The sequence below is a fragment of the Pseudomonas sp. SIMBA_068 genome, from assembly GCF_046534705.1.
In the GTDB taxonomy this organism is placed as follows: domain Bacteria; phylum Pseudomonadota; class Gammaproteobacteria; order Pseudomonadales; family Pseudomonadaceae; genus Aquipseudomonas; species Aquipseudomonas putida.
In genome coordinates this window covers 1-275 of the sequence record NZ_JAWRYI010000435.1, presented here as the reverse complement: position 1 = coordinate 275, position 275 = coordinate 1, and the positions used below count along the sequence as shown (strand labels likewise).

Below are 275 nucleotides of genomic sequence, written 5' to 3'. Positions count from 1 at the left end.
AACAAAATCGATACCTGGCACCATCGGGAACTGGCGCACAATCGGGCCTTTGTTACAGATAGCCAGGGCATCTTTGTAGTTCAGGGATGAGTAGCTGACGTCGAGCGTGACATCGTGGTCAGGCAGTTGAGATTCGGGGAGATCTTTCAGCAGGGAACGGTAACCTTGTTCGTCATTTTCAATGACCAGTGCCTTGAACATGCAGCCTCCGGCAGAGTGGGAAAGAGAAGATCAGTTTACGCCTGGCAGATGCAATGCGGTAGGGCAATGGCCCC

Annotated in this window: 1 pseudogene; it reads right to left on the bottom strand. The window is 52.7% G+C overall.

What is annotated here, in order from left to right:
* Positions 1-201: pseudogene (locus SB756_RS29855) on the bottom strand (oxidoreductase); the annotation flags it as partial.
* Positions 202-275 lie beyond the last annotated feature (74 nt).